This is a genomic window from Streptomyces sp. ME19-01-6, from assembly GCF_033793745.1.
In the GTDB taxonomy this organism is placed as follows: Bacteria; Actinomycetota; Actinomycetes; order Streptomycetales; family Streptomycetaceae; genus Streptomyces.
Genome location: NZ_JARAXF010000001.1, coordinates 371,394 through 397,052, shown reverse-complemented (window position 1 = coordinate 397,052; position 25,659 = coordinate 371,394). Strand labels below are relative to the sequence as shown.

Genomic DNA, 25,659 nt, shown 5'->3' with positions numbered 1-25,659 from the left:
GCAAGCACACACCCTCAACAGGGGGCAGCGCCCCACGAACCACAAGGGGCAGGCAGAGCCATGCGAATCTGGGCGCCAATCAAAGGGCCCGCCGCGACCTCACATCGCGACGGGCCCACTCCCACCCACTCCAACGGCCGCTCCGCCGCAGCCAGCTCCCCACGAGCGGGGCGCGGGGGGGTCGGCCACCCGCAGGGAGCGGAGCAGGGACGCCGCTTGATGCGGCGTAGCCAGGCCGGGACCCCTGCATCCGTCGCTCCCAACCTGGCGGCGCCACGAACGTACAACACTCTTTCAAGAATGTCATCTATCTTGGGAGTGCAGGGCGCGCCGCCCCTCAACTCACTCGCGGGCATCACGCGGCTCCGTCGAGGACTCCGACCGCCTATGCATGACTGCTTGACACTCCAGCACCCTGCGGGCCTCCTCGCGAGCCATCGACTCCGACCCTCCACTCTCAAGCACCTGAGCAGGGCCTTCAGCCAAGTCGGCAACGCGCCGCTCATCTAACTCGGACATTGCAGTTCCCCTCACTCACAACAGTCAACACGCTCACCCCCCGACACCGAGGCACCTTCGAGGCGCCCAGCCAACCACAGGGATGTAATCGATCTTCCTGCCGCGCGGGAGCGCAACCTCGACGCCCCGACACACCCCCTCCCCTTTCAAAACCTCCACATCTCAACATCCCCTTCCGGCGACTTGCCCAAATTTTGACCACTATTGCCCATGGACCGCCAGCCTCGTCCGACAATCACGAACCCGCAGGCACGCCCCCAACCATCCACCAGCATTGCCTTGTTGACGCTTCATCAGGATGCATTAAGATGCGACGACGATGCATCATGCTGCACCGAGAGGAGGTGCCAGGTGAGCGACGCTCCATCACCCAAGGAGTTGGCAGGGCGGACCCGCGACCACCGAATCGAGCAGGCCAAGTCGGCTATAGCCAAGCGCCTGCGCCATGTCCGTCAACATCACCCTGAGGGCCCCTTCACCCTCGCCGCGCTCGCGGAACGGGCCGGTGTCTCAAAGCGCACGCTGGCCCAGGCGGAATCAGCCCAAGGCTCCAACCTGACAATCGAAACCCTCGTTAAGGTGGCCTCCGCCTTAGGCATCACACGCGATGCCTATTTCCTCGACGAACAAGTATTCCACGAAGTCAATACTGAACTGGAAACTTTGAAGGAGCTACGCGAGCAGAAGGTTGAAAGCGTCGCCTTGCGAACTTCAACCCCGACCTCCACGCTGCCACCTGGTTCGCTTGAGAAACTAACTGGCCTACTCAAGGGTATCCTCGATTCTGCGACGCGAGCCCAGGACACGCTGCAGGAACTTCCACCCGATTCACCCGGCCCATTAGACGAGAACGCCAGTTAGCGTCGTGATGGTGATGCGTTGGCGACGTAGGGAAACCGGCCAGAACATCAAGGAGCTTCGACACCGTTGCGAGGAACGGGTACGGGCCATTAACCTTCCCGACGATCGCCCCCTGACTGTTCATGATGTTTGTGAATGCCTAGGCCAGTTGTACGGCCGGCCCATTCACGTCGTTTTGCTGACGCTCCCCGTCGGTAGTCCTGACGGCCTCTTGGTGTCGGCTGATGACCGAGACTTCATCGTCGTCGAGGAGCGCCTTGCCCCCATACATCAGCACCAGGTCATGCTCCATGAACTAGGGCACTTTATTTGTGATCACGAGGCCATGCCGGTGATGACTCCCGAGGCGTCGAGATTGCTACTGCCTTCACTCGACCCAGAACTCGTGCACCGCGTTCTCGGCCGCGACCATTCTCATTCAGAGGCCGAACAGGAAGCGGAGTATGTTGGCTCCATCATCGGCAGGCAGATCAGCACCTGGACCACCCAGCGCACCTTAGAAGTTCCACCAGAGGCCCAGGAACTTGTGGCACGGCTGGCTGCGTTAGAAAAACACCCCCCACACTCAAGGTAGTAATGAACAACGTCCTTTACCCCTTATGCGCGTGTGTTGCATTTCTGGGGTTCACCTATAAGCTCAGGGTTCTGCGAACCAATCATTCGCCTGCCCAAATCGCCCTGATCGGCAACTTCTTCTTTCAGGGCGCAACATTTACGGTCTCCTCCCCACCTGTGTGGGTAGCAATCAGCCGCAGCGTAGGTATCGTCAACTTTTCAGGGCTACTCTCGCAGAGTACCGTGATCCTCTTGACTGCGTGTCAGCAGCTGGTGCTGCTGCACCTCACTCACGAGCGGCGCGTGGCATGGAGAAAGGCCAAGCCGCGCCTGATAGCCCTCTTCCTCATTCTTGCGGCAATGGTGACGCTATTCTCCATGGCCACCAGCTCTCACGAAAATCCGAATGACTTCGCAGTATCCAAGGCCCAGTACTATCCCGCATACCTCAGCGTCTACTTGGTCGGCTACACGATCAATCAAGTGGACGTCGGCCTGATGGGTTGGCGCTTCGCCAAGGTGGCACCGTCACCGTGGCTTCGACGCGGATTCATCGTGGTCGCTATATCGATGCCGCTCTCCATGGTTTACGCCGGTTGCCGGGCGGCGGACATCATTGCTGGGCAGTTCGGTGTCAGTGGGCACTCCTGGGAACCAGTCGCCCAAGTCTCGGTTGCCGTGGCGTCAATCGTTCTTGCCATCGGGTGGACGTTGCCGGACTGGGGCCGTCATCTCAGTACAGTCTGGGAGTGGGCCAATTGTCAGTGGGCTTACCGCCAACTCTCGCCATTCCACGCCAGGGTGACATCTCAAGCCGCCGACGTCGTCCTTGATCCTGGACCTACCGACATTCGCACCCGCCTCTACCGCCTCGTGGTGGAACTCCGTGATGCCCAGTGGGCACTGCGCACTTGGATGAGCCCATCCGTCGCTGAGGAGGTTCGACAGAAGGCCGTAGCCGCTGGGCTACAGGGCGATGAACTCGCCGCCACCGTCGAGGCAGCCCGGCTCGCAGCCGCGCTACAAGCCAAGACTTGGGGCATACGGCCAGTCAAGCACTCGGACTCCCCGCTTGAAGCCGAACCACAAGACCTCGCCGCCGAACTCACATTCCAGCGCAAAGTCGCCCGTGCCTTCACCACATCACCCATCGTTTCGGCAGTCCTGATGCCCACCCCTGGCAGCCGTCCTTTTCAGGAGCACGCGTGACACGCCTTTCTCGCGACGAGAAGCTCCCCCAGCCTTTCGACAGCGCATTTCTCGCCGACCCTTATCCGGGGTACGCACAACTACGTGAGTACGGGGCTGCGCACCGAGTCGCCCTACCAGATGGGTCCCCGATCTGGTTCGTTCCTGGGGAAGCCGACGTACGTGACTGGCTCACGGACGTGCGTCTTTCGGTGAACAAGGCTCATTCCGGCATCGGGTACAAAGGCTTCTCGCTTCCGCCAGCCTTGGACGCCAACCTCCTCAACGTCGACCCTGACGATCACCTGCGCCTACGTCGCCTTGTCTCCAAGGCCTTCACGCCGCGCCATATCGAGGACCTTCGCGGCAACGTGCAGGCCGCTGCTGACCGTCTCGCCGACGACCTCGCCGAGCAAGGCACCGGGGACCTCGTGGCTACCTTCGCTCTTCCACTGCCGCTCATGGTCATTGGGGACATGTTCGCGGTACCCGAAACCGATCGCCATGCCTTCGCCAGCTGGGTGAACACCATGCTCATCCCAGAGAACCTCCACCAGGTCACAGAGGCCGTGGATAACATCCATGGCCTTCTCGTCGACCTCGTCGCTACCCGGCGGGCGGCTCCCGGCGCGGACATGCTCTCGACGCTCATCGCGGCCCGTGATGAGGGCGATCGGCTCACCGAGGACGAGCTTGTCTCACTGGCCTTCCTCATCCTCATGGCCGGTAGCGAGAACGTCCAGCACCTCATCAGTGCCGGCATGGTCACCTTGCTACAGCACCCCGAGCAACTCGTTGAGCTGCGTGCAGACCCCAGCCTCCTTGCCTCCGCTGTCGAAGAGCTACTGCGCTACGCGCACCCCAACTTGATGGCCATCCGCCGCTTCCCCACCGAGGCCATCGAGATCGGTGGCACAAGGATCCCACCAGGCGACACCGTGATGTTCTGCCTGGCCTCCGCCAACCGCGACCCAGAGCGTTATGTCTCCCCGGACCGTTTCGACATCTATCGAGCGGACAAGACCCACCTGGCCCTGGGGCACGGAGTTCACTACTGCCTCGGGGCTCCATTAGCTCGCATGGAACTACAGATTGCCTTCGGCACTCTGCTGCGGCGCTTCCCCGATCTGGCTCTCACGGTTCCGGCTTCACAACTCGAGTGGCGCTCCTCGTTCCGCTCGCGTGCTCTCAAGGCACTCCCTGTCGCCACAGGTGCGGACATGCAGCGGCTCAGAAGAAGTTGACTCAGGACCTATTTCGCAGGGAGATTCCACTTCCGCCACGTGAAGGAAACCCGGTCGGCATCGACGGTGCGCGACCCCCGCGATGCGGCCGGGTACACCGCCACTTGCTCAAGCATGAGCGCCAAAAGACCCCTCTTCGACGCGAGGGGCGCGTGCTTCCACCACCGGATGAGGTCTGGAATGTCACCAACCGGTACGTTCTCAACTTGCTCAAAGAACCGTGCTTGAGCGGCCTTCTCCCGAATCCGCTTGGTCAGTTCCTGATCGGCAGCCTTGAACGCGCTCAGGGAGAGGTCCGCCGAAGCGGCGTAGCTTGTGCCCAGTTCCTTCTGCCGCGCCTTGTCATTCTCGACCTGCCGGCGGAGTTCGGCAGCCTTCGCCAGTATCTCTTCACGCGCCTGCCCGATCAGGGCGCTGACTTCCGGCTTGGCCAGCTCCGCCAGGACGTGCTCGGCTACGTAGGTCTCGAACAGGTCTGCGTTAATGCGAACCTTTCCGCATCCGCCGGGGTGTTGTGCTGTGCTCGGTGAACAGCGATACCCGCGGTTTCCGCTATTCGAGGGAGACGCGGTAAATGGACCAGCACACAGACCGCAGACTGAGAGAGTCGCCGGCATCAGGTACTCGCGCTGGTCGGCCCGGCTCGCGTCAGGGTTGTTCGAGGGGCGAAGGGCGCGGATGGCCTTGAACTCCTCGGGAGAGATGATCCGCGGCCCGCCGGTGTCCACGAGGTTGCCGTCCTCGTCCTCGGTGAGGCCAGCGATAGCTGGGTTGTCGAGCAGGCCCGCAAGAGTCGCCGGCCGCCACTTCCCTCCCCGAGTCGTCAGGTGACCCTCGGCGTTCATCCAGTCAGTGATCGCGGGATAGCTCTGTTGTTCGAGGCGGCGGCTGGCAGCTTGCCGAACCACGGCTGCCTCTGGCTCACGCACCCGCCGGTGCGCCATGTCCTCGAACCCGTACAGCCGTGGCATCCCGTGATCTCCTTGCCCCTCTGTCCGACCCCCTTAGAAGCCCAAGCTTAATCCAAGGTAGGTCACACTGTTGTAAGGCAAACGAATCACCTCAAGCCCACACAACAGTCACAACTACATGCTCACTCCCCGCGCTGCCGCACGCCAAGGACCTTCCAAAGCTCCGCAGTCGGCACCCGCACCGTAGCGCCCAGAGGCAGGGTCCGGACTGGAAACTGCCCAGATCGGATCAGCTCATACGCCTTGTCACGGCCGATCCCTAGTGCCCGCCCGGCGGTTGTCACGTTCACTGTGGCGGGGAGGGCAAGCAGCTCTTCCAGACTCATCGCCCCGGCCATGGCGCGTTCGGTGGCTTCCTGAGCAGTCATTTCGTTGGTCGCCTTCTCCCCCGCGCCAACTTGGAAGTGACTTTACAACAGTGTCCGACAGCCCCGGCAAGATGAAGACCGATCTTGTCAGACACGTACGGATGCGTACGGCACATCGCGGCTGACCAGGAGCCAGCCGACAGCAGGGGGTCGGATGAACTCGCCGAACTTCTACCGGCGATGCCAGTGCAAGGGGCCGCTCACGGACAAGGCGGGAAAGCCCGTCCTCAACGGCGACGGCAGTCCGAAGATCGGGGACATCGGGCTGACGTGCCCGAAGCTCCGGCGTAAAGGCCACGGGACGTGGTACTTCGCTCTGGAGCTGGAGCCCGGCGAGAACGGCAAGCGGCGCCGCCCCAAGCGCGGCGGTTTCCCCACCAAGGAGAAGGCCGAGGAGGCAGCCGAGAAGCTCTACAAGGAGGCGGAACGCGGCGCCGACGTCCTGTCCGACGAAACCATGGCCGACTATCTGCGGCGCTGGATCGAGACGAAGAAGAAGCTGGCCCGCACCACCCGGCACGGCTACCAGGAGCACCTGGACAACTACCTGGTCCCTCACCTTGGGCACATCAAGCGCCGCGACCTGCGAGTCCGCCACCTCGACCTCATGTACAACGCCATCGAGCGCGAGAACGCCGAGCGGATACTCCACCGCCTGCGCGTCGAGGAGCTGACCGAGGCCCGCGACGCCGCGCACCGGGCCTGGGTTCGCGCTGCGGGGAAGAAGGAGGAACGGCGCCGCACACGGCGCGCCTACCTCGACGCCAACGCCGCCCTCCGCGAGGGCCGCCGGGGCCTGCGGAAGGTCACGTCCGCCGCAACCATGCATCGCATCAACGACACTCTCAGCTCAGCGATCACTTGGGGGATGAAGCGCGAGGACGCGTTCAGCAGGAACTGGGCGCGCCTTGTCGAGCTGCCGACGGTCACTCGGCCCAAGCCGCTGGTGTGGACACCCGAGCGCGTCGACCACTGGAAGCGGACCGGGGAGAAGCCGGGCCCCGTCATGGTCTGGACGCCTGAGCAGACCGGCGCCTTCCTGGACTTCGCCCGGGACGACTGGCTGTACGACCTGTGGCACTCCTTCATCTTTCTCGGGCCCCGGCGCGGCGAACTGTGCGCCCTGCCGAAGCGGGAGGTCAACCTCGGCGCTCTCTGGCTACGCATCTCGGCCCAGATTGTTGAAGTGGCGTACCGGTTGTACGGCGAAGCTCCGAAGGCCGACAGCCTCCGCACCGTCAGCCTGAGCCACGAGTCAGCCGAGGTCCTGGGACAGGGGCGGGCCAGGCGGGACAAGGCGCGCGAGGAATGGTCCGGTGTAGAAGCCTGGGTCGAGTCAGACCGGTTCTTCACGCACGAGAACGGCGAGCCGCTTCACCCCGACTGGATGAGCCGACGCTTCAAGCGCCTGGTGGAGCTGTCGGGCCTACCCCCGGTCCGGCTCCATGATCTCCGGCACATATCAGCCAGTCTGTCGTTGCTCCAAGGGCATGACATCAAGGTGGTCCAGGAGCGACTTGGGCACAGCTCACGCCAGATCACCTCGGACACCTACACCAGCGTGCTGCCCGAGCTCGCACGGCGCGAGGCCGAGTCCATCTCGTCCGTGATCCCACGCACCGTGCCCTACGACGTGCTGCGGCCGCTCGCCTTTCCTCAGAAGCTGTTCAGCGACGGCATGGCCGTTGTCTATGCCGAGGCTGCCCGCACCCGCGCCGGCGTCTGGACGATCAGCGTAAAGGCTCGGCACGACGGCCGCTCGCTCGGCAAGATCAAGACGGCCGCAACCGGCCAGGAGAACGCGACGCTGGCCGCGGTCCAATGGGTGCGAGACCACTGCCAGCATGCCGAGCTCCGGATCTTGTCGGCGGACAAGATGACCGCGCACGTCTCAGAGCGGGGGCAGCCCGGTCACCTTGCTCGCTTCGTCATCGACGGCGGCATGGGGATGGACCCTGAAGGATGGGCTCCGGTGCCTTTGGGGCCCAGTGACTCCGACACCAGCAAACAAGATCAAGAACCTTCTCAAGGGGCCGTGTAGGCCCTCAGGGACCCGACCGGCGCCCTCCGGGCCCCTGTAGGGCCCCTGGATCTTGATTCAGGGGGTGAGGCGAGGGTCGCCGGGCAGATGCGGCAGCCCTCGTCTCGGCATTTCCGCAGGTCAGAGCGTTTTCATCGAACGCTTCGCCGGTGGGGCGGGTGGGACTCGAACCCACGGCCGACGGATTATGAGTCCGCTGCTCTAACCGGCTGAGCTACCGCCCCGTAACGGCGCGTCGCACACATTCGTGCGCGCCGTCTGCCGCAGCATAGCCGCTCATACGATCTGTTGCTTCGGGGGGCCGGGGATGGGCACCCCCATGCCCGCGTACAGGGGCCGGCCACACTGGCACGTGACAGTGTGGCCGGAAATGAAAAAGGACCCCGTGGGGTCCTCTCCCGCTGCTCCCCCGACTGGACTCGAACCAGTAACCCTCCGGTTAACAGCCGAATGCTCTGCCAATTGAGCTACAGGGGACCGAGCTCCCCCGACTGGACTCGAACCAGTAACCTGCCGGTTAACAGCCGGCTGCTCTGCCAATTGAGCTACAGGGGATTGCTCCGTGTGCACCGACCGCGACCCCGTCCGGGGCTTCCGGACGGCGTGCGCTCGCTGCGACACATACATTAGCGCAAGCAGGGGGGTGCTCCGCCAATCGGTAAACCTCGTGGGTCTCCGCGGCGACCGTGGGTGATCTGCGGCCGGGGCGGGTAGACGCAGCACGACCCCAGGGTTTGACGCGAAGGACAACCAGAAGGGCAGGTCGATGCGCTACCGGCTGACGTTCATGACGGGGCTGGCTTTCGGATACGTGCTCGGCACGCGGGCCGGCCGCGAGCGGTACGAGCAGCTGCGTAAGTGCGCGCAGCAGTTCGTACGGAATCCGGCGGTCAGGAACACCGCCGAGACAGCCGCGCTGGGCGGGCGGCAGGTGGCGGCCAAGGCCTTCGAGAAGGCCAAGCCGCTGCGCGAGCGGATCGGGCACCGGGAGAGGCCCGCCGACGGGGAGGACGACTGGGGGACGAGCAACACCTAGCCCGCCGCGGTGGCATGATCTGGTCCATGGGGATAGTCGCCGGGTTGGACAGTTCGTCCGAGAGCACGCGGATCGTCGTCTGCGATACGGACACGGGAGCCGTACTCAGGCAGGGTTATGCCCCGCACCCCGCGGCCGAGGCCGCGGCCTCCCAGGGGGTCTCCCCCTCGTCGCCGTACGACGTGGACCCCCAGTCCTGGCTGCTGTCGCTCGGCGAGGCCGCCGAGGGCAAGCTGCTGGAGGGGGTGCAGGCCATCGGCGTATCGGCGCAGGGGAACGGGCTGCTCGCGCTGGACGCGGGCGGGGTGCTCGTCAGGCCCGCCCTGGTGGGCAACGACAAGCGCGCCCAGTCCGCGGCCGCCGACCTCACCGAGTCGCTCGGCGGCCGCGCCGCGTGGGCGCAGGCGGTGGGTGCCGTGCCGGCCGCGACGCAGGCCGTGGCGAAGCTGCGGTGGCTGGCCCGCACCGAGCCGGACGCGGCGCGGCGGGTGGCCGAGCTGCTGCAGCCGCACGACTGGCTGGTGTGGCAGCTGCTGGGGCGGCCCGCGCGGCGCACCACCGACCGCGGTACGGCCTCCGGCACCGGCTACTGGTCCGCCGCGACCGGCTCCTGGCGCCCGGACCTCATCGAGCTGGCGCTCGGCCACCAGGTGCGGCTGCCCGAGGTCATCGGCCCGGCCGAGGCCGCGGGCCGCACCCCCGAGGGGCTGTTGATCTCCGCCGGGACCGGCGAGACCATGGCGGCCGCCTTCGGCCTCGGCGTCGGCATCGGCGACGCGGTGATCTCGCTGGGCGCCTCGGGTTCGGTCTTCTCCGTCCACCACGAGGCGCTCGTCGACCCCTCCGGAACCATCACCTCGTACGCGGACGCCACCGGCATGCATCTGCCCGTCGTCCATACGCTCAACGCCGTGCGCGCGCTGCGCGGCACCGCCGAGCTGCTGAGCGTCGACCTGGAGGGGCTCTCCGCGCTCGCGCTGAAGTCCACGCCCGGGTCGTACGGGCTGGTGCTGCTGCCCTACCTCGAGGGCGAGCGCACCCCGCATCTGCCGCACACCGCCGGGACGCTGACGGGCCTGCGGCGCGAGAGCATGAAGCCCGAGCACCTGGCCCGCGCCGCCTTCGAGGGCATGCTGTGCGGGCTCGCGGACGCGCTGGACGTGCTGCGCGGGCGCGGGGTCGCGGTGCGGCGGGTGTTCCTGCTGGGGCCCGCGGCGGACCTTCCCGCGGTGCGCGCCATCGCCCCGGCGCTGCTGGGCGCTCAGGTCGTGGTGCCACAGCCCGCGGACTACGCGGCGCTGGGCGCCGCCCGGCAGGCCGCCTGGGCCCTGGGCGCCGCGCACGGCACCCTCTCACCGCACCAGCCGCCGCTGTGGCCGGCGGCCGCGAGCCAGGTCTTCGAGCCCGGCGAGGAGCTGGCGGTGGGGCAGGCGGTGCGGCAGCAGTACGTCGCGGTCCGCGAGCAGATCCACCCGGGCGCGTTCGAGTCGGGCCTGGCCCTCGGGTAGGCGCGGTCAGTCCAGGTAGCCGCGGAGCTGGTCCGCGAACGCGTGGTCCCGGAGCTTGTTGAGCGTCTTCGACTCGATCTGCCGGATCCGCTCCCGCGTGACCCCGAAGATCCGCCCTATCTCCTCCAGCGTCCGGGGCCGCCCGTCGGCCAGCCCGTACCGCAGCTGCACCACTTTCCGCTCCCGCTCCCCGAGCGTGGAGAGCACGGCCTCCAGATGCTCCCGCAGCAGCAGGAACGCCGCGGACTCGACCGGTGAGGCGGCGTCCCCGTCCTCGATCAGGTCGCCGAGCGCGACATCGTCCTCCTCCCCGACGGGGGCGTGCAGCGACACCGGCTCCTGGGCGAGGCGCAGCACCTCGCTCACCCGCTCCGCGGGGAGGTCGAGGTGGTGGGCGACCTCCTCGGACGTGGGCTCGTAGCCGCGCTCCTGCAGCATCCGGCGCTGCACCCGCACCACCCGGTTGATCAGCTCGACGACATGCACCGGGACCCGGATCGTGCGGGCCTGGTCCGCGAGGGCACGGGACATGGCCTGGCGGATCCACCAGGTCGCGTACGTCGAGAACTTGTACCCGCGGGCGTAGTCGAACTTCTCCACGGCACGGATCAGCCCGAGGTTGCCCTCCTGCACCAGGTCCAGCATGGTCAGGCCTCTGCCGACATAACGCTTGGCGACAGAGACGACGAGGCGGAGGTTGGCCTCGATGAGGCGGCGCTTGGCCATGCGGCCCAGGACGACCAGCCGGTCGAGGTCGAGGGCGAGCTGGGTGTCCAGGTCGGGGGCGTTGCCGAGCTTCTCCTCGGCGAACAGGCCCGCCTCCACCCGGCGCGCGAGATCCACTTCCTCGGCGGCGGACAGCAGCGGGATGCGGCCGATCTCGCGGAGGTATTGGCGGAAGAGGTCGGAGGAGGGGCCGCTGGAGGTCTCGGCGCGTGCGGCCGGCTCGGCGGCTTCGGTGGCCTCGGCAGCCTCGGCGTCTTCGGGCGGTTCCGCGGCCTCGGGAGGTTCCGCGGCTTCCGGGGGCTCCGCTTCCGGGGCGGCGGTTACGGCCGCCAGGGCCTCCACCGCCTCCAGCGCGGCTGGTGCCGAAGCGTCGGGGGACAAGGACTGCGGCGGCGTCGCTGTCGGGGCCGCGTCGGTCAGGGTCTGGGTCTGCACGGGGGCGACCTCCAGGGTGATCGCTGCTGAGGCGGCAGAACGATCGGGTACGGCTGCGGCGGCCACGCCACCATCCGTCCCGTACAACATGAGCGGATCTGCGGGGGAATCCGGCCCTTCCTGGCCAACACCGCCGCGCTCCGAGGACTCAGGCACCGCAACCCAGTGTGGAGTACGACGCACGCCCGCCACGAGGGGCGTGCGAGCACTTTTTGCGCTGCGAGCCGTGACCGGGCGGTTACAGCACAGCGCCGCGGCCCCCTACAGGGCCGTCGCGCCCTTCTCGCGGAGGGACTGTCCGTACTGCTGCAGGACCCACAGCTCGTTCTGCACGGCGGCGAGGTGGGCGGGGTCGGCGCCGGCGCCGAGGCGCTGGAGGGCGCCCCGGACCTCGCCGATCCGCTGGTTCACCGCGGCCAGCCGGACGGCCACCAACTGGACGCCCGCATATGCCTCATCGGGATCGCGGCGGGTGTGCGGCGGCTCGACCGCGAGCTCGGTGACCATCGCGCGCACCGTGTCGTCCGGGGCGGCGTCGCGCACCCGCGCCAGATAGTCGCCGTCGGCGCCGCTCGCCCCGCCCGCGTCCTCGATGGCGCGGCGCACGGCGGCGTACGGCGGGGCGGTGAACTCGTCGATCCCGTAGGCGTCGAAGGTCGGGGAGACCAGCTCCGGGCGCTGCAGGGCGAGCTTCAGCAACTCGCGCTCGACGCGGTGGGCGGGGCTGCGGAGGTTCAGCGCGGGGCCACGCGGGGGCCGCGGGCCGCCGTCGGGGCCGCCCGGGCCCGACGCGCGCCCGGCACCGGGGCCTGGGCCGGCACCGGGGCCGCCATAGCCCCCGCCCGGGCCGCCCGGCCCGTCCGGGCCTCCTGGCCCGCCCGGGCCGCCGCGGCGGGCGCCGCCCTGCTGGGGGCCGCCGCCGCGCTGGCCGCGCTCGCGGGCCCACTGGGCGAGCTGCGAGACCCGGCGGACGACGAACTGGGTGTCGAGGATGCCGAGCAGCCCCGCGAGATGCACCGCGGACTCATGCTGGATCGATCTGTTCTTGATCCCGGCGACGACGGGCGCGGCCTCCTCCAGCGCGGCGGCCCGCCCGACCGCCGTATCCAGGTTGTGCCGGGCGATGATCTGCCGGATCGCGAACTCGAAGAGCTGCGTACGGCTCTCCACCAGCGCCTTGACGGCGTCGTCGCCCTCGGCGAGGCGCAGCTCGCACGGGTCCATCCCGCCGGGCGTGATCGCGATGTAGGTCTCGGCGGCGAACTTCTGGTCGTCCTCGAAGGCCCGCAGCGCCGCCTTCTGGCCGGCCGCGTCGCCGTCGAAGGTGAAGACCACCTCGGCGCTGGAGTTGTCCATCAGAAGCCGCCGGAGGATCTTGATGTGGTCGCCGCCGAAGGCCGTGCCGCAGGTGGCGATGGCGGTGGTCACCCCGGCGAGGTGGCAGGCCATGACGTCCGTGTAGCCCTCGACGACGACGGCCCGGCTGGTCTTGGCGATCTCCTTCTTGGCGAGGTCGATGCCGTACAGCACATGGGACTTCTTGTAGAGCGGCGTCTCGGGGGTGTTCAGATACTTCGGGCCGTTGTCGTCGTCGCGCAGCTTGCGCGCGCCGAAGCCGACGACCTCGCCGGTGATGTCGCGGATGGGCCACATCAGCCGGCCGCGGAAGCGGTCGATGGGGTTACGGCGGCTTTCCTGGGCGAGGCCGGAGAGGATCAGCTCCTTGTCGGTGAAGCCGCGGCCGCGCAGGAAGCGGACGAGGTGGTCCCAGCCGGCCGGACTGTAGCCGACGCCGAAGTGCTGGGCGGCGGCCTGGTCGAAGCCGCGCTCGGCGAGGAATCTGCGGCCGATCTCCGCCTCGGGGCTGTCCAGCTGCTCCACATAGAACTGGGCGGCCGCCTTGTGGGCCTCCACCAGGCGGGTGCGCTCGCCCTGCTGCCGGCCGGGGGTCGCGCTGCCCTGCTCGTAGCGCAGGGTGATGCCGGCCTGGGAGGCGAGCCGCTCGATGGTCTCGGCGAAGGAGAGGTGGTCGATCTTCATGATGAAGTCGACCGTGTCGCCGCCCTCCTGGCAGCCGAAGCAGTAGAAAAGCCCCTTGCTGGGGCTGATCTGGAAGGACGGGGACTTCTCGTCATGGAAGGGGCACAGGCCCTTGAGATTGCCGCCGCCGGCGTTGCGCAGTTGGAGGTACTCGGACACAACGGCGTCGATCGGGACCGCGTCCCGCACCGCCTTCACGTCGTCATCGTTGATCCTGCCTGCCACGCGTGAATTCTACGGCCGGGCTCCGACACCGCCGGAGCCCAGCCGGGCGCGCGCGACCCGCCTTACGGCAGCAGGGACGCCAGCGGGACGGACGGGTTCGCCAGGTCGTCGGGGTCGAGGCGGACGCCGCCGCGGATGAGGCGCTGGATGGGCTCGACGACGTCCCACACATTCACATTCATCCCCGCCAGCAGGCGGCCCTCGCTCAGCCAGAAGGCGATGAACTGCCGCTTGCCGACATCGCCGCGGCACACCACCTGGTCGTATGAGCCGGGGGGCGCGTAGCCGGAGTACTCCAGGCCGACGTCGTACTGGTCGGAGAAGAAGTAGGGCACGCGGTCGTACGTCACGTCCTGCCCGAGCATCGCGCGGGCGGCGACCGGGCCACCGTTCAGCGCGTTGGCCCAGTGCTCGACGCGCACCCGGCCCCCCGGCGGCTCGATGCCACCCGGGAAGGCGAGGGGGGCCGCGGCCACATCGCCCGCCGCGAAGATGTCCGGATCGCTGGTGCGCAGCGATCCGTCGACCACGATGCCGCCGCCCGCCGCGCGGTCCATCACCTCCAGGCCGGAGGCCTCCGCGAGGGCGGTGCGCGGGGCGGCGCCGATGGCGGCCAGGACGTCGTGGGCGGGGTGCTCCTCCCCGTCGTCGGTGCAGGCGGCCAGCACCACGCCGTCCTGCCCGGTGATCCCGGTGAGCCGGGCGCCGAAGTGGAAGCGGACGCCGTGCTCGCGGTGCAGGTCGGCGAAGAGGGTGCCGAGCTCGGGGCCGACGACGCGGTACAGCGGGGTGGGCTCGGGCTCGACGATCGTCACCTCGGCCCCGTAACCGCGCGCGGCGGCCGCGACCTCCAGGCCGATCCAGCCCGCCCCCGCGATGACCAGCTGGCCGTTGTCCCGGCCGAGAGCGGCCAGGACGGACCGCAGCCGCTCGGCGTGGGCGAGGCGGCGCAGGTGGTGGACGCCGACGAGATCGGTGCCGGGGATGTCGAGGCGGCGCGGCTCGGCGCCGGTGGCCAGCAGCAGCCGGTCGTAGTGGATGCGGGTGCGGTCGCCGAGGACGACGGCCTTGGCGGCGCGGTCGAGCTGGACCGCGGTCTGGCCGAGGTGCAGCTCGATGTCGGCCTGGGCGTACCAGGCGGGCTCGTGGACGAAGACGCTGTCGCGCTCCTGGCTGCCGGTGAGATAGCCCTTGGACAGCGGCGGTCGTTCATAGGGGTGGTCGCGCTCGTCACAGATCAGGATCACCCGGCCGGTGAATCCCTCGGCCCGGAGGGTTTCCGCGGCTTTCGCCCCGGCCAGACCCCCTCCGACGATGACGAACGTCTGGTCTGCGTCGACCACTTGTCTCCTCCTCGCTGCCGCGCGATGCCCGTGCGCGGCTACGCCGTGTCAAGGCCGGTCGTGTGAGCCCCGGTCGTGTGAGCCGATGTTCGAGCCTCCCGCACCGCGCGTGCGGCGGGAAGGGGCAGTACGCCGTACGGGCCAGCGGGCCGTGTCGGGTCCGGCCGGGCCTGCGGCGCGGGCGGCCGCTACGCACAAGCCCGCCGCGCAGGCGGGACGGGCCGGTGCCACCCGCCGGGCGGCGGGTGGGGAAGGCCGGTGAGCAGGGCCGGTGGGCAGGGCCGGTGGGGAGGCCACTGATACCTGCCGCACGCGGGCGGGTCCAGCCCGGGCGTGCCGACGTGGGACAGCCCGCGCGCGTGCCCGCGGCGCGCGCGGGCGGGGCAGGCTGTCGAGGCCCGCTGGGCGCGGGCGTGCCGGTGCGCTCATGGCCGGCGGGCCACGCGGGGTGCGGTCAGCCGCGCGTGCAGGGAGCGGGCGGAGGCGTCCGTGAGGGCGGCGATCTGGTCGACGATGGCGCGCAGCCGGCCCGCGTCGTCCCCGGCCGCGTCCGCCTCGTCGAACAGCGCGCGGAACTGCGGGTCCAGGCCGACCGGGGCGCGGGCGATCAGCACCTCGCCGAGCTCGGCGATGATGACCCGCTGGTCGGCGCGGACCGCCTCCTGGTCGGCGCGCTGCATCACATACCGGTCGGCGACCGCCTTCAGCACCGCGCACTCCAGCCGCGCCCCGCGCGGCACCACCAGCTCGGCGCTGTAACGGGTGAACCGGCCGGTGCCGTAGGCGGCGCGGGTGGCCCCCTCCGCGGCGAGGCAGAAGCGGCCGATGAGCTGGCTGGTGGCGTCCTTGAGCCGGGCCTGGGCGACGGAGGACCCGTCGTAGCCGTGTGGCCACCACTCCTGGTCGAGCAGCCGGTCCAGCGCCTCGGCCAGCTCGTCCGGCTCGGCGCCCGGGGCGTAACGGTCGGCGGCGACCGCGAACACCTCGCGCCGCTCGGGCTCGGCGAGCAGCAGGCCGGGGTCGAGATGGCCGGCGTGCAGGCCGTCCTCGACGTCGTGGACCGAGTACGCCACGTCGTCGGACCAGTCCATGACCTGGGCCTCGAAGCAGGTGCGGTGCTCGGGCGCGCCCTGCCGGAACCAGGCGAAGACCGGGATGTCGTCCTCGTAGACCCCGAACTTGCGGGACCCGGGGTCGCTGGGGTGGCCGCCGCGCGGCCAGGGGTATTTGGTGGCGGCGTCGAGCGCGGCGCGGGTGAGGTTGAGCCCCACGCTCACCGGCGCGCCGGTCTCCGGGTCGGCCACGAACCGCTTGGGCTCCAGCCGGGCGAGCAGCCGCAGCGACTGGGCGTTCCCCTCGAAGCCGCCGCAGGCCTCGGCGACCTCGTTGAGCGCCTGCTCGCCGTTGTGCCCGAAGGGCGGGTGGCCGAGGTCGTGGGCCAGGCAGGCCATCTCCACCAGGTCCGGGTCGCAGCCGAGGGCGGCGCCGAGCTCCCGGCCCACCTGGGCGCACTCCAGGGAGTGGGTCAGCCGGGTGCGCGGGGTGGCGTCCCAGGCCGGGGCGCCGGCACCGGGGCCCGGGTCGGCCGCGGGGGCCGCGGGGACGGCGGGGACGACCTGGGTTTTACCGGCCAGCCTGCGCAGCGCGGCCGAGTGCAGCACCCGCGCCCGGTCCCGCTGGAAGGCGGTCCGGCCCGGACGCTTGTCGGGCTCGGCCGCCCATCGATCGAGGTCCGCCGCCTCGTAGCCGGGGCTCGCCGAGGCTGAGGCTGCGGACTCGGTCGGCTGGGAAGTCGGCTGGGGAGTTGGCCTGGGGGTCGGCTGGGCTTGTTCGGCGGACTCAGCTGATGGATCGGATGCCGTGGGTCCAGTGCGGCTCATACACCGACGGTAACCGCCGGGTGTGACATGGGTGCAGAGGCGAGCGCCTGTTCATAGCGGTGAATCACGAGCCGGGCGACGGCGGGATGGTCGCCGAGCGGGCCGGAGGCGATGCCGGGCGCGGCGGCCGCGCACTGGGTCGCGAAGCGACCGGGCGCGGCGAAGTACGAGGCCACCGCGATGCGCCGGCCCCGCCCCAGGTCGGTCAGGGCGCGTGCCGCCTCGGCCACGGTGGGCGCGGCGGCGGAGGCGTAGCCGGGCAGTACGGGCACGCCGCCGAGCCGGGCGCTGAGCAGGGCGGCGGTACGGGCCGTATCGGCGGCCGAGTCCCGGTCGCGGGAGCCCGCCGCCGCCAGGACGACGCCCGCCCCGGACAGCCCGCCGGACGGCCACCCGGCCTCGGTGAGGCGCGCGTGCAGGGCCTCGGCCAGCAGCGGGTGCGGGCCGAGCGGGGCGGCCATGCGGACCGACAGGTGGGGCGCGGCGGCGATGGCGTCGGGCAGGTCCCGTTTGACGTGGTAGCCGCGGCCGAGGAGGAGCGGTACGAGGACGGCCTCGCCGTGCAGCGCGGCGAGCGTGTCGGCGAGCAGCGGATCGTTCAGCTCGACGTGGCCGATCCGTACGGGCAGGTCGGGGCGGAGCGCGCGGACGCGGTCCACGAGCGCGGTGACCGTGCGCAGCGCCTCGGGGTCACGGCTGCCGTGCGCCACGGCGACGAGGGTGGGCGGCCGGCGCGGGGCGGCGGGCCGGGGCCGGCGCCGGGTGCCGCCGAGGGACAGATGGCCGAGTTGCGAGCTGAGCTGTGCGGTGATCCGGGTCATGAGCTGAGCCGTACTGTCGAGGGAGCCGGAAGGGGCTGCGGGGCCGGGGGCGGCCGAGGAGGCCACGGGGGCGGGGGCGGCTGGGGTGCTGGCGGGACCGGGGTGGGGCGACGCCGTCATGACAAGAGCCTCGCAGGGGGACATTGCGCCCCCGTTGCGTGGCCGTCACAGGTGATTGCCATGAGTTCACCGATCCCCGCGGGCCGCGCTGAGGTCCGGTTGCCCGATGCGTAACGCGAGCGGACGTGCCACGTAACACGGCCGTAGCACGCTGACCGCATGCCGCACGCGACCGCCATGACACCCGACCTCGCCGTCGACACCCACTGCCCGTACTGCTCGCTGCAGTGCGGCATGGCGCTGCGCCCCGCGGCGGGGACTGAGGGGGTGGTGGAGGTGGTGGAGCGACCGGCCTTCCCCGTGAACCGCGGCGCGCTGTGCGGCAAGGGCCGTACGGCGCCCGCCCTGCTCTCCTCCCGGGTGCGCCTGACCGAGCCGCTGGTCCGCCGCCCTGACACCGGCCGGCTCGAGCCGGCCACCTGGGAGGAGGCCCTGGACCGGGTCGCCGAGGGGCTGGCGGGCACGGCGGAGGCGCACGGGCGGGACGCGGTGGGGGTCTTCGGCGGGGGCGGGCTGACGAACGAGAAGGCGTACGCGCTGGGGAAGTTCGCGCGGGTCGTGCTCGGCACCTCGCAGATCGACTACAACGGCCGCTTCTGCATGTCCTCGGCGGCCGCCGCGCACAACAAGGCCTTCGGCCTGGACCGCGGGCTGCCGTTCCCGCTGGCGGACGTGGCCCGCACGGGGTGTGTGATCCTCGTCGGCTCGAACCTGGCCGAGACCATGCCGCCCGCGCTGCGCTATCTGACCGAGCTGAAGGAGTCGGGCGGCAAGCTGATCGTGGTCGACCCGCGCCGGACGCGGACGGCCGAGCAGGCGGATCTGCACCTGGCGCCGCGCCCCGGGACGGACCTGGCGCTCGCGCTGGGGCTGCTGCACCTGGTGGTCGCGGAGGGGCGGGTGGACGAGGAGTTCATCGCCGGGCGTACGAGCGGCTGGCCCGAGGCGCGGGCCGCCGCGATGGCGCACTGGCCGGAAATGGTCGAGCGGATCACGGGTGTACCGGTCCCCGAACTCCGCGAAGCGATGCGGATGTTCTGCGATGCGGAAAGCTCCATGGTGCTCACGGCGCGCGGGCCCGAGCAGCAGTCGAAGGGCACGGACACGGTCGGCGCCTGGATCAACCTGTGCCTGGCCACCGGCCGCGCGGGCCGCCCGCTGTCCGGCTACGGCTGCCTCACCGGCCAGGGCAACGGCCAGGGCGGCCGCGAACACGGCCAGAAGGCCGACCAGCTGCCCGGCTACCGCAAGCTCGACGACCCGGCGGCCCGTGCCCATGTGGCGGCCGTGTGGGGCGTCGACCCCGACGCGCTGCCCGGGCCGGGGCGCAGCGCGTACGAACTGCTGGACGCGCTCGGCGGCGATGTACGGGCCCTGCTGCTCATGGGCTCCAACCCGGTGGTCTCCGCTCCCCGCGCGGCCCATATAGAGGCGCGGTTGCGGTCGCTGGACTTCATGGCGGTCGCGGACGTGGTCCTCTCGGAGACCGCAGCGCTCGCGGACGTCGTCCTTCCGGTGACCCAATGGGCGGAGGAGACGGGCACGACGACCAACCTGGAAGGCCGGGTCATCCTGCGCCGCACCGCCGTCACCCCGCCGCCCGGCGTCCGCTCGGACCTGGAGGTGCTGAACGGGCTTGCCGCCCGGCTGGGCTGGGAGAAGGGCTTCCCGGCGGACCCGGAGGAGGTCTTCGACGAGCTGCGCCGCGCGTCGGCGGGCGGGGCGGCGGACTACTCGGGCATCACGTACCGCCGGATCGCGGAGGAGGACGGGGTCTTCTGGCCCTGCCCGGAGGGACGGGAAGGCGCCGGGGCACAGGCAGCCGGGGCAGAGGCTGGTGCGGCAGAGGCTGGTGCCGCACAGGCTGGTGCCGCACAGGCAGCCGGGGCAGAGGCTGGTGCGGCAGAGGCAGCCGGGACCGGGGCGGAGCCCGGCCCGCACCCCGGTACGCCGCGCCTCTTCCTCGAGCGCTTCGCGACCGACGACGGCCGGGCCCGCTTCGTACCGGTGACCCACCGCCCCGCGGCGGAGGAGCCCGACGCGGAGTACCCGCTGTTCCTCACCACCGGCCGGGTGCTCTCCCAGTACCAGTCGGGCGCGCAGACGCGCCGCGTCGAGGAGCTGAACCGGGCCGACCCCGGCCCCTTCGTCCAGCTGCACCCCCTGCTGGCCGAGCGCCTGGGAGCCTCCGAGGGCGCCCCCCTCGCGGTGATCTCCCGCCGCGGGCGGGCCGTCGCCCCGGCCCGCATCAGCCGGGACATCCGGCCGGACACGGTGTTCATGCCCTTCCACTGGGCGGGCGAGGGACGGGCCAACACACTCACGAATCCGGCGCTGGATCCGGTCTCCCGGATGCCGGAGTTCAAGGTGTGCGCGGTGCGGGTGGAACGGGCCGCCGGATAGTCCCCGGCCCGCGCCTCACCCGCCGTGCGCGTCGACTTCCTTCAGGTACGCCGCCCGCACCGCCTCGTCCAGGAAGGACGCGCGGAAGGAGTTCCGCGCGAGCGCCCGCAGCGTGGTGTCGTCCAGGCGCAGCGCGTCCCGCACCGCGTCGAAGTTGTCGCCCGCGTACCCGCCGAAGTACGCCGGGTCGTCGGAGTTCACCGTCACCAGCAGCCCCGCGTCCAGCATCGCCCGCAGCGGGTGGTCCTCGAGCCGGTCGACGACCCGCAGCCGGACGTTGGACAGCGGGCACACGGTCAGCGGGATCTGGTCCGCCACCAGCCGGGCCACCAGGGCCTCGTCCTCCAGGGAGCGCACGCCGTGGTCGACGCGGTCGACGCCGAGGACGTCCAGCGCCTCCCACACATACGCGGGCGGCCCCTCCTCCCCCGCGTGCGCCACGCATTTGAGCCCCGCCTCCCGCGCCCGCGCGTACACCTCGCGGAACATCGACGGCGGATTGCCGACCTCCGCCGAGTCGAGCCCGACGGCCGTGAGGCGGTCCAGGTAGGGGCGGGCCGACTCGAAGGTCTCGAGGGCGGACTCGGCGCTCTCGTCGCGCAGGAAGCACATGATCAGGCGGGTGGTGATGCCGTACGTCTCCTCCGCCGCGTCCAGCGCGCGCGACAGGCCGTCGATGACCGTGCCGATGGCGACGCCGCGCGCGGTGTGGGCCTGCGGGTCGAAGAAGATCTCGGCGTGCCGGACGCCCTGCGCGCGGGCGCGGGCGAGATAGGCGTTGGTCAGGTCGGCGAAGTCGTCCTCGGTGCGCAACACCGCCATCAGCGCGTAGTAGAGGTCCAGGAAGTCCTGGAGGTCGGTGAAGGAGTACGCGGCGCGCAGCTCGTCCTGGGTGGCGTACGGCAGCTCGACGCCGTTGCGCTCGGCGAGCGCGAAGGCCAGCTCGGGTTCGAGGGTGCCCTCGATGTGGAGGTGGAGCTCTGCTTTGGGGAGCGGGGGCACGACGGATCACCTGCTGTTTTCGCTGACGGGGAGGGTCACAAGACTAATGCGGCGGCGTCCGCCGGCCGAACCGATCAAGCAACCGATCGGCCGTGATCAGCGTCAGTCCAGTCGGACAGCGGAGAAAGCGGTGGACGGATGGGTGTCGGAGAGCGGATACGGAGAGCGGCGCGGGCCGGGCGGGCGCGGCTGCGCCTCCCCAGGACCCGGCGCGGGCAGCGCCGCGCCGTCCAGGTGGTGATGGCGCTCAGCGTGGTCGCGCTGCTGCCCGCGACCTGGCTGCGGCTGTCCACCGACGCCCGGGTCCGTACGGTCGCGGATGTCCCCAAGACCCCGGTGGCGGTGGTCTTCGGCGCCGGGCTGTGGAACGGCGAGCCGTCCCCGTACCTGGCGCACCGCCTCGACGCGACCGCCGAGCTGTATGAGCGGGGCAAGGTCCGCGCGATCCTGGTGACCGGCGACAACAGCCGGCACGACTACGACGAGCCGGACGCGATGCGCGCCTATCTCGTCCGGCATGGCGTGCCGGACGAGCGCATCGTCAGCGACTACGCGGGCTTCGATACGTGGGACTCGTGCAGCCGCGCCGAGCGGATCTTCGGCGTGCACCGGGCGGTGCTGGTGAGCCAGGGCTTCCACATCCGCCGGGCGCTGGCGCTGTGCGAGGCGGCGGGCATCGACGCGTACGGGGTCGGGGTCGACGAGCCGCACGATGTGACGTGGTTCTTCGGCGGGGCGCGAGAGGCCGTCGCGGCGAGCAAGGCCGCGCTGGACGCGGCCTTCAAGCCGGACCCGCACTTCCTGGGCCCGCGCGAGCGGGGGATCCAGAAGGCGCTGGCGGGCTCCCGCTGAGCCGCACGTTTCAGCCGTACGTTCAGTCGCGGCTACAGCCTTACGTTTCAGCCGATCGTCGTCTCCTCCACCACCCACGCCAGGTAGTCATCGCTTCCCTGCGTGATCGGCGTCGCGATGATCTCCGGCGTCTCGTAGTCGTGCGCCTCGCGGAGGTGCGCCTCCAGCTCTCCGTACCGCGCCGCGGTGGTCTTGAACAGTACCTGCCACTCGGCGGCCGTCTCGATCTCGCCCTGCCACCGGTACACCGAGGTGACGGGCTGGCTGATCTGCGCGCAGGCCGCCAGCCGCGCGGTCACGGCCCCGCGCGCCAGCGCCTCGGCCTTCTCGGGGGTGTCGGTGGTGGTCAGTACGGTCAGGAAGTCGGCCACGGCTGCGGCACCTCTCTTCTGTGCGACTGGCGCGCCCCACGCTAGCCGGTGAGGATTGAGGGAACCCGGCGACGATCAGACCAGGCCGATCGAGGGACACTCATGGACGACCTCACCACACTCGCACGCCACCACTTGGACCGGGCCAAGACCGACCCCCACGGCCGAAGCTCACATCTGTTCCTGCACGACGGGCCACTGCGGCAGAGCGTGATCGCCATGGTCGCCGGCTGCGAGCTCGACGAGCACAACGCGCCCCCGGCGGCCAGCCTTCAGGTACTGCATGGACATGTCCGGCTCACCACGGGCAAGACCGGACACGGTCGGCTGGATCTCATCGCCGGGCAGGTGCAGCGCCTCCCGCAGGAGCGCCACGGGCTGGTGGCGGTGGAGGACTCGGTGGTGCTGCTGACCGCCGTGACCGCCACAGTGGGCTGCCCCACTCCCACCGAGGAGGCCGCCGCGCACCACCACGTGACGCGCTGACCCGCGCCCGATACGGCGGCGCCCCGATACAGCGGCGCCCCGGCACGGCGGTGTGCCGTGCCGGGACGCGCTCCGTGCCCTCGCTCAGCCCGTCACCGGGGCGAGCTGGACGCGGTCGATGTTCGGGGCGTACGAGCTCGCGTTGGAGAACGTGAGCGTGTTCGCGCCCTTCGTCAGGTCGACCGGGACGCCGAGGCCCCAGTAGTCGTCCCAGGTCCAGGTGTTCTTGAACGCGACGCGCTGGGCCGCGCCGCCCCCGACCGCGATGTCGGCGGTCCGGGAGATGATGTTGGTGTTGTACTGGTGCCCGTCGGCGCGCTGGTTGTTGGCGTAGTGGACGATCAGCATGTAGCGGCCCGCCGAGGGGGCCTGGACGGTCAGCTTGAGGTTGTTGGCCGCGCCGTCGCCGAGGGAGCCGACGTAGGCGCCGCCCGAGGCGTAGTCGCTGGAGGTCTTGGCGGCGGCCCCGCCCAGGGTGCCGCTCTCCGCCTCGTACGAGGCGAGCCCCTTGGTGTCGCCCGCGCCCGTCACCTCGAGGGAGGAGAGCCGGACGGCGGACCCGGTGGCGGAGGTGGCGGTGACGCGGTTGTTGCCCGCGGTGAGGAAGAGCCGCTCGGCCTTCCCCGGGGCGGTGGTCGTGGTGGTGCCGTGCAGGGCCAGCTCGACGGGGGCGCCGGGAGCGCCGGAGCCGCTCGGGGTCACCGTGTAGTAGCCGTCACGCGGGGCGTAGACGTCGAAGACAGCGGAGTCCTGGCCGTCGAGCACCAGGGACCCCGTGCCGACGCCGGCCGCCGAGGAGTAGTCGTAGCGCGGGCTGCCGGAGGGGTCGGCCAGGGTGGCCTCGTAGGAGGCGGCCGGGGTGGTGGCGGCGGTCAGGTCGATCTTGTCGAGGGTGGCCTCACCCTTGTCGTGGGCCAGGGTGAGGGTGTGGCTGCCCGCGCTCAGCCGGACGGTGACGTGCTGGATGCCGCGGTAGGTCCAGTTGAGTGTGGAGGGGTAGGTGACGGTCCGCTCCCCGGACGAAGCCGAGCCGCCGTCCACGGTCAGGGTCTGGGTGGAGGGGGCGCCGGTCTGGTTGCCGTAGAAGATCGCCAGGTCGTAGTCGCCGGCCTTGGGGACGTCGACGTCGAAGGCGACCTTGCTGGAGGACTTGTTGAGGGAGCCGACGTCCTTGGTACCGGAGGCGGCGTAGCCGTTGGCGTTGGAGACGGTGCCCTGGGTGTAGACCTGGCCGTCGGTAATGGTCGCCTTCGCGGGGTCCTCCGCCTCGTATGACGCGCTCCACGGCACGGTGGCCGCGCGCGGGGTGCCGGTGCCGGCCGGGGTGAGCGTGATCCGGTAAGCGGACATCGTCTTCATGCCGGTGAGCGGCACGGTCACCGAGCCGTCCGCGCCGACCTTGACCTCGCTGCGGGACAGCACGCGCGGCGGCGCGGCCGCGCCCTCGTAGCCGGACCATTCGGCCTCGGAGACGGTGGCCACGACCCGCGAGCCGAAGACGCCGCGGTCGACGTGCTGGACGGCCACGTCCGTGTCGCCCGCCGAGCCGCCCACGAGGATCTGCGCCTGCTTGCGGGACGGATCGTACGAGGCCAGGCCCTGCAGGGTGTCGATGGCGTTGGCAGTGGGCGGGGTGACCTTGACGGTCCGGCCGGTCATCCCGGCGTACCAGCGGAAGAACCACCAGCCGCCGTTGGGGATGTTGGACCGTACGACATTGCCGCTGAGGTTGCCGGCGGCGTCCCAGTAGGCCTGGTTGGCGTACACCTTGTTGCGCTCGAACATCGACACCCACTGGACCAGCTGGCCCGGGACGGACAGGTCGCGGCGGTTGGCGTACTCGTCGATGCTGATCGGGCGCGGCGATATCCCGACGCTCTTCTCCAGCGCCCGGTAGTGGTCGTAGTGGCCCTGGAAGTCCTTCAGCGAGCCCGACGACAGCTCATGCCAGGTCATTACGTCCGGCAGCACGTTGTTGGCCTTCGCCCAGGTCAGGAACTCCGGGAGGAAGCGGGTGTCGTAGCCCGCCTCGTTGGGTCCGGCGATCCGGGCGTCGGGGTCGATGGAGCGGATGCGCTGGTGGACCGTCTTCCACTCGGCGAAGAAGCGGTCCCGGCCCTTCTGGTAAGCGGCGGGGTCGGAGGAGTTGAGCTTGTACCAGATCTGGTCGGGCTCGTTGAACGGCACATAGACGAACCGCTCGCTGTGCGGCGCGCCCGCCACGTCCTTGGCCATCTTCTCGACCTTGGGGAGGTAGTCGTCGATCCCCAGGTCCTGGTACGGCCACTGCGTGTACATGTCCTGGAGCAGGATGTAGATGTCGTCCCCACCGTTGCGGAAGAAGGACTTGGAGACCGTCAGCGCGTCCCCGTTGGGGTGTTGCGCCCCGCCCTCCGGCTTCTGCGAGATGGTGGTCAGCTTGAGCGGGGCGAGGGCGGCGTCGCTGGGCACGCCGTCGTCGCTCAGCCCGTACAGCGCCCCATTGGCGCCGTGCAGCACCGGGCCCTCGCTCGCGGCGAGGTCGACGGAGATGCGCTGGGCTGCTGCTTTCGACTTTCCGGGGTTTTGGTTATCCGCGTGCGCGGCGCCGGGCAGCGTGGCGGCGATCAGCGCCGCCGCCCCGGCTATCACGGTGGTGAGGGCTCGTCGCTTTTTCATGGGGAC

The 25,659-nt window shown here is 70.2% G+C and carries 19 protein-coding genes and 3 tRNA genes; 10 read left to right on the top strand and 12 right to left on the bottom strand.

Features of this window, described 5'->3' with window-relative positions:
- The first annotated feature begins 870 nt into the window (after window positions 1–870).
- Genes PV419_RS01785 through PV419_RS01770 form a run of 4 tightly spaced genes read left to right on the top strand, consistent with a single transcriptional unit; the run spans window position 871 to window position 4,367 of the window.
- Window positions 871–1,380 carry a helix-turn-helix transcriptional regulator gene (locus tag PV419_RS01785; protein WP_319685819.1) on the top strand — a complete coding sequence of 170 codons (510 nt, stop codon included), beginning with the start codon at window positions 871–873 and terminating at the stop codon, window positions 1,378–1,380.
- Window positions 1,381–1,387: 7 nt separating this feature from the next.
- On the top strand, window positions 1,388–1,954 hold the full coding sequence (locus PV419_RS53100; RefSeq protein ID WP_415925220.1) for an ImmA/IrrE family metallo-endopeptidase: 567 nt from the start codon (window positions 1,388–1,390) through the stop codon (window positions 1,952–1,954).
- A gap of 2 nt (window positions 1,955–1,956) precedes the next feature.
- Window positions 1,957–3,144 (top strand): MAB_1171c family putative transporter, encoded by a 1,188-nt coding sequence (locus PV419_RS01775; protein ID WP_319685817.1) that lies wholly within the window; start codon window positions 1,957–1,959, stop codon window positions 3,142–3,144.
- Entirely contained in the window at window positions 3,141–4,367 is a 1,227-nt protein-coding gene (locus tag PV419_RS01770) for a cytochrome P450 (RefSeq protein WP_319685816.1), read from the top strand. The genes PV419_RS01775 and PV419_RS01770 overlap by 4 nt, the downstream gene beginning before the upstream one ends.
- An 8-nt stretch (window positions 4,368–4,375) precedes the next feature.
- On the opposite strand, the gene PV419_RS01765 is transcribed toward PV419_RS01770, so the two are convergent.
- Window positions 4,376–5,338 carry a recombinase family protein gene (locus PV419_RS01765; RefSeq protein ID WP_319685815.1) on the bottom strand — a complete coding sequence of 321 codons (963 nt, stop codon included), beginning with the start codon at window positions 5,336–5,338 and terminating at the stop codon, window positions 4,376–4,378.
- Window positions 5,339–5,860: 522 nt separating this feature from the next.
- Here PV419_RS01765 and PV419_RS01760 point away from each other — a divergent pair.
- The gene (locus PV419_RS01760) at window positions 5,861–7,747 is read left to right on the top strand and encodes a tyrosine-type recombinase/integrase (RefSeq protein ID WP_319685814.1); all 1,887 of its coding nucleotides are present in this window, start codon (window positions 5,861–5,863) and stop codon (window positions 7,745–7,747) included.
- 150 nt (window positions 7,748–7,897) lie between these two features.
- On the opposite strand, the gene PV419_RS01755 is transcribed toward PV419_RS01760, so the two are convergent.
- The 3 genes from PV419_RS01755 to PV419_RS01745 form a co-directional block, all read right to left on the bottom strand.
- A tRNA-Ile gene (locus tag PV419_RS01755) sits at window positions 7,898–7,971 on the bottom strand.
- A gap of 180 nt (window positions 7,972–8,151) precedes the next feature.
- A tRNA-Asn gene (locus tag PV419_RS01750) sits at window positions 8,152–8,224 on the bottom strand.
- Between the two features lie 5 nt (window positions 8,225–8,229).
- Window positions 8,230–8,302 (bottom strand) — tRNA-Asn (locus PV419_RS01745).
- 211 nt (window positions 8,303–8,513) lie between these two features.
- On the opposite strand from PV419_RS01745, the gene PV419_RS01740 reads away from it, so the two are divergent.
- Both PV419_RS01740 and PV419_RS01735 read left to right on the top strand, forming a co-directional pair.
- A complete protein-coding gene (locus PV419_RS01740) occupies window positions 8,514–8,783 on the top strand; it encodes a YtxH domain-containing protein (protein ID WP_319685813.1) in 270 nt (89 codons plus the stop codon).
- A 26-nt stretch (window positions 8,784–8,809) separates the two neighbouring features.
- On the top strand, window positions 8,810–10,291 hold the full coding sequence (locus tag PV419_RS01735) for an FGGY family carbohydrate kinase (protein WP_319685812.1): 1,482 nt from the start codon (window positions 8,810–8,812) through the stop codon (window positions 10,289–10,291).
- A 6-nt stretch (window positions 10,292–10,297) separates the two neighbouring features.
- Here the strand turns inward: PV419_RS01735 and PV419_RS01730 are convergent, their stop codons facing one another.
- The 5 genes from PV419_RS01730 to PV419_RS01710 all read right to left on the bottom strand — a co-directional run bounded on the left by PV419_RS01730 (window position 10,298) and on the right by PV419_RS01710 (window position 17,761).
- A complete protein-coding gene (locus PV419_RS01730; protein WP_319685811.1) occupies window positions 10,298–11,608 on the bottom strand; it encodes an RNA polymerase sigma factor in 1,311 nt (436 codons plus the stop codon).
- 105 nt (window positions 11,609–11,713) lie between these two features.
- Complete coding sequence (gene dnaG / locus PV419_RS01725) at window positions 11,714–13,717, bottom strand: DNA primase (protein ID WP_319685810.1); 2,004 nt, start codon at window positions 13,715–13,717, stop codon at window positions 11,714–11,716.
- A gap of 62 nt (window positions 13,718–13,779) precedes the next feature.
- On the bottom strand, window positions 13,780–15,060 hold the full coding sequence (locus PV419_RS01720; RefSeq protein ID WP_319685809.1) for an NAD(P)/FAD-dependent oxidoreductase: 1,281 nt from the start codon (window positions 15,058–15,060) through the stop codon (window positions 13,780–13,782).
- 425 nt (window positions 15,061–15,485) lie between these two features.
- The gene (locus tag PV419_RS01715) at window positions 15,486–16,940 is read right to left on the bottom strand and encodes a deoxyguanosinetriphosphate triphosphohydrolase (RefSeq protein ID WP_319685808.1); all 1,455 of its coding nucleotides are present in this window, start codon (window positions 16,938–16,940) and stop codon (window positions 15,486–15,488) included.
- Entirely contained in the window at window positions 16,937–17,761 is an 825-nt protein-coding gene (locus PV419_RS01710; RefSeq protein WP_319685807.1) for a sirohydrochlorin chelatase, read from the bottom strand. The genes PV419_RS01715 and PV419_RS01710 overlap by 4 nt, the downstream gene beginning before the upstream one ends.
- 279 nt (window positions 17,762–18,040) lie before the next feature.
- Here PV419_RS01710 and PV419_RS01705 point away from each other — a divergent pair, with 279 nt between their 5' ends.
- Window positions 18,041–20,284, top strand: coding sequence for a molybdopterin oxidoreductase family protein (locus PV419_RS01705; RefSeq protein ID WP_319685806.1), 2,244 nt, complete (start codon window positions 18,041–18,043; stop codon window positions 20,282–20,284).
- Between the two features lie 15 nt (window positions 20,285–20,299).
- On the opposite strand, the gene PV419_RS01700 is transcribed toward PV419_RS01705, so the two are convergent.
- A complete protein-coding gene (locus tag PV419_RS01700) occupies window positions 20,300–21,286 on the bottom strand; it encodes an adenosine deaminase (protein WP_319685805.1) in 987 nt (328 codons plus the stop codon).
- 138 nt (window positions 21,287–21,424) lie between these two features.
- Here PV419_RS01700 and PV419_RS01695 point away from each other — a divergent pair, with 138 nt between their 5' ends.
- Window positions 21,425–22,138, top strand: coding sequence for a vancomycin high temperature exclusion protein (locus PV419_RS01695; RefSeq protein WP_319685804.1), 714 nt, complete (start codon window positions 21,425–21,427; stop codon window positions 22,136–22,138).
- A 47-nt stretch (window positions 22,139–22,185) separates the two neighbouring features.
- Here the strand turns inward: PV419_RS01695 and cutA are convergent, their stop codons facing one another.
- Window positions 22,186–22,509: a divalent-cation tolerance protein CutA gene (cutA, locus tag PV419_RS01690; protein WP_319685803.1), complete on the bottom strand. Its 324-nt coding sequence runs from the start codon at window positions 22,507–22,509 to the stop codon at window positions 22,186–22,188.
- A 102-nt stretch (window positions 22,510–22,611) separates the two neighbouring features.
- Between cutA and PV419_RS01685 the strand changes: the two genes are divergently transcribed.
- On the top strand, window positions 22,612–22,995 hold the full coding sequence (locus PV419_RS01685) for a cupin (RefSeq protein WP_319685802.1): 384 nt from the start codon (window positions 22,612–22,614) through the stop codon (window positions 22,993–22,995).
- Window positions 22,996–23,079: 84 nt separating this feature from the next.
- On the opposite strand, the gene PV419_RS01680 is transcribed toward PV419_RS01685, so the two are convergent.
- Window positions 23,080–25,653, bottom strand: coding sequence for a CBM35 domain-containing protein (locus tag PV419_RS01680; protein ID WP_319685801.1), 2,574 nt, complete (start codon window positions 25,651–25,653; stop codon window positions 23,080–23,082).
- Window positions 25,654–25,659: the final 6 nt, after the last annotated feature.